Source organism: Candidatus Cyanaurora vandensis, from assembly GCF_013285555.1.
In the GTDB taxonomy this organism is placed as follows: domain Bacteria; phylum Cyanobacteriota; class Cyanobacteriia; order Gloeobacterales; family Anthocerotibacteraceae; genus Cyanaurora; species Cyanaurora vandensis.
Window position 1 is genome coordinate 1 of the sequence record NZ_JAAXLT010000090.1, and the last position, 6133, is coordinate 6133.

Annotated in this window: 5 protein-coding genes and 2 pseudogenes; 4 read left to right on the forward strand and 3 right to left on the reverse strand. The window is 55.6% G+C overall.

Features of this window, described 5'->3' with window-relative positions:
- Positions 1-228: pseudogene (locus HFM78_RS16165) on the reverse strand (Uma2 family endonuclease); the annotation flags it as partial.
- A 66-nt stretch (positions 229-294) separates the two neighbouring features.
- Positions 295-399 (reverse strand): annotated as a pseudogene (locus HFM78_RS16170) (FitA-like ribbon-helix-helix domain-containing protein); the annotation flags it as partial.
- A gap of 245 nt (positions 400-644) precedes the next feature.
- Between HFM78_RS16170 and HFM78_RS05730 the strand changes: the two are divergent.
- On the forward strand, positions 645-1004 hold the full coding sequence (locus HFM78_RS05730; RefSeq protein ID WP_287128465.1) for a CrcB family protein: 360 nt from the start codon (positions 645-647) through the stop codon (positions 1002-1004).
- A 113-nt stretch (positions 1005-1117) separates the two neighbouring features.
- Here HFM78_RS05730 and HFM78_RS05735 read toward each other — a convergent pair whose 3' ends face one another.
- The gene (locus HFM78_RS05735; protein ID WP_287128466.1) at positions 1118-3655 is read right to left on the reverse strand and encodes a 5'-nucleotidase C-terminal domain-containing protein; all 2538 of its coding nucleotides are present in this window, start codon (positions 3653-3655) and stop codon (positions 1118-1120) included.
- Between the two features lie 182 nt (positions 3656-3837).
- On the opposite strand from HFM78_RS05735, the gene HFM78_RS05740 reads away from it, so the two are divergent.
- The 3 genes from HFM78_RS05740 to HFM78_RS05750 are packed head-to-tail and all read left to right on the forward strand — an operon-like array spanning position 3838 to position 6040.
- Positions 3838-4764 carry a dockerin type I repeat-containing protein gene (locus HFM78_RS05740; RefSeq protein ID WP_287128467.1) on the forward strand — a complete coding sequence of 309 codons (927 nt, stop codon included), beginning with the start codon at positions 3838-3840 and terminating at the stop codon, positions 4762-4764.
- A 44-nt stretch (positions 4765-4808) separates the two neighbouring features.
- The gene (secG, locus tag HFM78_RS05745) at positions 4809-5057 is read left to right on the forward strand and encodes a preprotein translocase subunit SecG (RefSeq protein WP_287128468.1); all 249 of its coding nucleotides are present in this window, start codon (positions 4809-4811) and stop codon (positions 5055-5057) included.
- Positions 5057-6040: a phosphotransferase enzyme family protein gene (locus tag HFM78_RS05750; protein ID WP_287128469.1), complete on the forward strand. Its 984-nt coding sequence runs from the start codon at positions 5057-5059 to the stop codon at positions 6038-6040. The genes secG and HFM78_RS05750 overlap by 1 nt, the downstream gene beginning before the upstream one ends.
- Positions 6041-6133: the final 93 nt, after the last annotated feature.

Consider the following 6133-nt stretch of genomic DNA (forward strand, 5'->3'; position numbering starts at 1 on the left):
AGCCACTTGGTTTTGCGGTGCGATGAGCCAGCCCAGTTGTGCGCCATTGGCAATGTATTCTTCAAGCTTGGTCTAGATATCGGTCAGTTCGTCCGTGGGCGAGAGGAGTTCCGGGACGAAATCAGGGCAGACCGGGGCAAATTTGCGTTTTTGTTTGGGAGTGAGTGCGTCCCAGCGGTCTTGACGAATCCAGGAAATATTAGGAGAACGAATGGCTCCATTGGGTAACGCTCGTGCTCGTGCTAAACGCTCTTGCTGCGTGATCTGGATGGGTAGCTGTACCGATTCCAGGCACACAATCGCTTCACTGTTCAGGCCGCGCCGATGCTTTTGTGCTGAGGCTTTCAAACGTTCATACAAAGTGTCGGGAATATTCTTCAAGGTCAGCGTAGTCGGCATGGAGAGTCACCCAATTGCAACCAATTCGGTTCCATTTTGCCATAATCAGTTGTATCTGACTGACCGAGCAAAAAGCTTCGTTCACTGAATTTTAGGCTTGAACGGGCTCAATCTCATGGTTACCCCTAGAGAACACATTGCTTTTGACTGACGCGGATTTAATTTTGCCTCGTGTCAGCTCCAGGGTATTTTGGACCTGAGCTCGGGCATTAGGACCGCTCATCAGGGGTGGGATGATATTGCAGATGTTGGCAGTACTAGTGGGCGGCGGCGGTGGGTCGCTCTTGCGCTATTTGGTGGGCATTTGGGCCGCTGCGAGTTGGGGAACAGGCTTTTGGGTGACGCTTGGGGTCAATCTGGTCGGGTCCCTGCTGTTGGGGGTAATTTTGGGGGTTGAGCGTAGTCAGCCTTTCGACCCCGAGTTGCGGTTATTGCTGACCACGGGATTCTGTGGGGGATTCACGACGTTTAGTACCTTTAGTGCTGAAGCTGTCTTGATGGGACAACAGGCACCCTGGACCGCTCTGGGTTATGTACTTGGCATGGTGGTAGGTGGACTGGGATGTATGGGGCTGGGTTTATGGTTGGGACGATTAGTTAGCTGAAATATCCCTTAGGGTTACCACTAGACAGTAAGACTGAAGTTAACAACATAAAAAGCGCGATTGGATTAGGTATAACTCCCGTCCTCAAAGAGAAGACGGGAGTTGCAAAGGACCTAGCGGGGTCCGCCCAAGAACCAATTCAAGTCAGTTACGGCAGGAAAGAAGGTATAGGTCACTTCCACCGTCCCATCCAGGAACCAAGCCGCGTTTTCACCCGTGGCATAGTTGCGCCAGATGAGGTCGGGTTTGCCGTCAGCGTTGTAATCACTGCTCGCCACGATGTGCCAACTGGGGTCGGTCACCGGACTTAGCGACACCGCTTGGACGAAGTTGACCCCATTGAGCAACCAGAGGAGATTCTCGCCCGTGGCATAGTTACGCCAGATCAAGTCGGGCTTGCTATCGCCATTGAAGTCACCGCTCCCCTGGAGGAACCAGTTCGCGTCGTTCAAGGGCGGCAGGAGCAGGGCTTGGTAGAAGGCGGTCCCGTCCATCAACCAGACAGCGTTCTCACCCGTGGCATAGTTGCGCCAGAGCAGGTCTGAGCGACCATCTTGGTTGAAATCTGCGCTTCCCTCTAGCCGCCAATTCAAGTCACTCACCGCGTTGAGGGCGACGGTAGAAGTGACGGTATTTCCATTCATCAACCAGACTTCATTGGCCCCCGAGAGGATATCCCGGCGCACAATATCGGCCCGACCGTCGAAGTTGAAGTCTCCGGTGGCGGTCACCTGTAGATTGGGGTCTGAGAGCGTCGTAATGAAGGCATAACTGACCGGGGTGATGCCATCCAGAAGCCAAAGAGCGTTCTCACCCGTGGCAAAGTTGCGCCAGACCAGATCAGACTTACCATCGTTGCTGAAGTCGCCCGGACGGACCAACACGCTAGTACGAGCCTGAGCGATGGCAGGGATAATCGGGTACTGCGCGGTCGTAATCAGCCCCGCTAAATCACTAGTGATGTAGTTGAATAGAGCTTGCTGATAACTCACACCCAACACTGTAAAGGCCGCACCCCGGAAGGGATAGAAGTCCCCGCCCCGCGCTAAGAAATCAATCGTGGCGATATTGATACTAGGGGCACCCGCGACGAGTTGACCCGCCTGCACAAGCACCCGTCCATCATTGAGGATGACTTCCTTAACTCGGGTACCGGGGGTAGTGACATTGCCGAGGCTATCGAGGATTTGGGCCGTCCCGCGCCGGTCATAGGTGAAGCGGAAACCCGCCACCTGGGCAAACCGCCCGTCCGTAAACTCCACTCGCGAAACGGCATTCTCCAGGATCTCTTTGAATTGGGCCGCTGGGATCGCCGGGACCACGGCGACAAAGTTGGAGAAGGGCAGGATGCTGAAGGTATCGAGTTCCGTGATGTTAGGACCATTGATGATCGTGTCGTTACGGATACCGCCGCCGTTTTGGAGGGCAACATCGGGGATGGGTAGGCCGAAACTAGGCGCGAGGGCCGTGGCTTCATTGAGCAGGGCATCGGCGATGAGGTTCCCCAGATTGGTCTCACGGGTACGGACAATCGAACGCTGTCCGTTGAGCGGGGCTTGGGTGGTGGCAATCACATTGAGGGCCAAGCTATTGACAGCGGCTTGCACGGGGTCTACGACCTGGGCTTGCACGGCGGGGTCGGGGCTGACGGCATCCGGGTCCCCCACTTTGCCCGAGACGCGCACCGGGCCACTACTAGCAGTGTCCACACTGGCAATTTCACCGGCACTATCAAAGGTAGCCACCAGACGGCCTACATATTTATAGTTGCCATCAGCGGTGATGACTTGGACGGTGCGTCCGTCTAGGTCCGTGGCGAGCTTGGGGTAGGGACCCGCGATGGCATCACCGGGGACGAGTAAGGTCCCTGGGTTCGCCAACAGGTCACTGCCGCCCCCAGCGATGGCAATGTCAATCCCGCGCAGTTGGGGGATGAGGGCCAAGTCTTCGTTGACGCTCTGGAGGTGGCTGGTCAGGATGATTTTGCTGACCCCCGCCGCAAGCAAGGCATCTACCTCAGCTTGAATCGTCCCTACGAGGTCCGAACTGACCCCGACATTGCCCGGACTAGAAATATTAGTGATGAGCGGGGTCGTGGCTCCGACAAGGCCGATTTGCTGCCCACAGACAGAGAGGGTGAGGCTCTTACGAATCCGGCCTGCTTGTTCGAGGGCCAAGAGCGCGGGTTCTTGGCTGAACTCTAGGTTGGCACTGACAAAGGTAACGGCGGAGGTGGTGAAGCCACCGATGAAGGTTGCTGCCACGTCGGGTCCGAAATCAAATTCGTGGTTGCCGATGGCACTGGCACTGTAACCAATCAAGTCCAAAGCGATGGAGTCGTAGTAAACTGAACCCGCTGGTAGCTGCAGACTGGCATTAAATTCCGGTCCAGCCAGGAAGTTGTCTCCGGCCCCAATCAACAGCACGCCCCGGTTATTGGCACAGTCATCGGCGGCGGCCTTGAGGTTCTTGGCGACGGTGGCAAAACGGGCTACCCCGCCATAATCCACCAACGCGCCCGTCCCGGCATTGATGAGTTTGGATTCACCGTCATTACTGTGGAGGACGGTTAAGGTCAAGTCTTGAGCGGTGGCTGGTGCCAGGAGCGACAGGGCCAAGAGGAAGGCACTGAGCTTGAGTGGGTTAGACATAGGTCCATCTGAGCAGAGTTCAACTGAAGCTTAGTACAGAGCGATCATGATGAACGTTAAGGCTAGATTAACAACAGAGATTAATGAAGAGTCTGTATTCGATGGGTGACTAAACTGGAGAAAGGCATAGCCCACAGGAACTCTTTAGGGAGCCAGCGCGTCGAAAATAACCCGGAGGTGCCATGCACAAGAAACTTTGGTCAATCGGTCTATTGCTCCTCGTCCCCGCCGTTCTCGCGCAGACTGCTGGGGATGTTAACGGTGACGGGCAGGTGGACCGTGGGGATGTGACCGTCTTGCAACAATACTTGAAGGGCCAGAGTCTTTTTTCCGATAATCAGACCCAGGCGGCGGACCTGACCGGGGATGGACGGGTCGATAACACGGACCTCAAAACCCTCCAACGACAGTTGGGCCTCATCCCTCCCGACCCCCAACTACAAGCGCGAGCCAATGAGAACGACCAAGTGGTTTCTTCCTCAGCGCGTAGGCCTTCTTTTGAGGCTGGGATCGCCAGTGTGGTCCCGGAGTGGGTGCGCGGTCGCTGGACTTTCACCTCTAGAGTGACAGATGCGCGGGGTGGCTATGAAGGGGCTATCGGGCTACGGCAAAAAGAAGCGATTACCTTACCAGGAGACCTCTCTGGAGAGTACGCGCTTTACAAAGTGGATAACCGGGGGGTCCCCTACGAACAATTTAAGCGCGTCTGCTGGCAGGTACTCGATTCCGATGAGCAATCTTTTCAGTTTGTCGAACAAAATCGTGACCGTGCCGGGATGGTTCTTAGCAGTACCTACGAGATTACTAACCAGAGTCCCGGTCAAGCGCGAATCCGACTTCGTAGTGAAGTGCTTAACCCCGGTTCCCTCACCTCTACCCCTAATCGAAATCAGGGGGGAGGTATACTCGGCGGTCTTTTTGGGATGATCTTTGGCGGGGGGTCGGCGGGGCTTAATAGTCGTCCTCGTTTGGGGGATTACAGTATTCGTACTGGCGTTATGTACCGCGAGCCGGGGACTGAGCGCGAACGACTGAGCGCAGTGGACCTAGAGAAGTTACGTTGTCGTAACGGGAACCCGTCTCCACGAAACGGCAGTCAGGCTTTTTAGGGAGTCTCGGGCTGATATCTTAGAGAAAGCAAAGGACAAACGTGATGGCAGTTCTGGTAATTGTGCTAAAAATCCTGTGGTCTCTGTCGGCAGCGGGGATTATCGTCTCTGTCCTTCTTCACTCCGCTAAGGGAGATGGGGTAGCCGCTATCGGTGGTCAAGCCCAACTATTTTCAAGCCAGAAGAGTGCTGAAAAGAACCTGGACCGTTTTAGCTGGGGTGCGGTAGCGATATTTTTAATCCTGTCGGCGGTCCTGAGTTCTAATATCTTGACCAAACTGCCCGGAGCTTGATGGACGAGGTTATCCGCGCCTTTGCCCTTGAGACGCTAGAAGCAGCAACCCGGTTGACAGCAGGCGCGGTAAATGAGACTTGGCGCGTGACCACGGAACAGGGGGTTTTCATTGTGCAAGCTCTCCATCCGGCGGTGATGGGCGCGACAGTGGATGCTCAGGCAATTGGTCAATTTTTACTAGATCAGGGCATCCCAGTTCCCCAGTACCAGACCACGACTAGCGGGGACTTGCACTATTCGAGTGGGGGCCGTTCTTGGCGAGTGATGACCTGTCTACCGGGGACTACCCACCGCACCGCGCCTGAGGTCAGTTATCTCAAACAAGCCGGACAATTTACCGCCCGCTTCCATCAGGTACTCAGGGGATTTAAGCATCATTTTCACTTCCAAATCCCTCATTTCCACGATACAGACTATATTTTGAACCAACTCCAGTCCTGCCCAGCCGACTCAACTGTGCAGCGGGAGCGGGATTTCTTCACTGAACACGTCCCCACCCTGGTCCTCCCGCCCTTACCGCACCAGATTATCCACGGGGACCTGAAGCTAAGCAATTTTTTATTCAACAGTACAGGGGCGGTGACGGGGTTAGTGGATCTCGATACCCTGATGATCCAATCCCTCGCCGTCGAAATGGGCGATGCCCTGCGTTCCTGGTGTACGGTGGGCGAAAGTTTCGACTCCCACTTTTTCACCGTTGCTCTAGAGGGTTACTGCCAATCCCCCCCCACGACGGTTGAACGCCTCAGTTTATTGACGGGTCTCAAGCGCATCACCCTGGAACTGGGGATGCGCTATCTACAAGATTATTTTGATGACTGCTATTTTCAGTGGGACCCGAGCCAATACCCCAGCCGCCGTGCCCATAACCTAGCCCGCGCCCGCCGTCAGATTGCGGTTTATCAGGATATCCGCCGTCAAGAACCCCAGTTGCAGTCAACCCTCTTGGTCCTAGCGGCGCAAGGAGAGCGGGGCTTCTAGCCGGACATTCACGGGACGGTCAGGACTGACCACGACGACCCTGGGTGCAGTAACGTTACCCAGTAAACCACTGGCAACCGCCCCCCCCAGGAC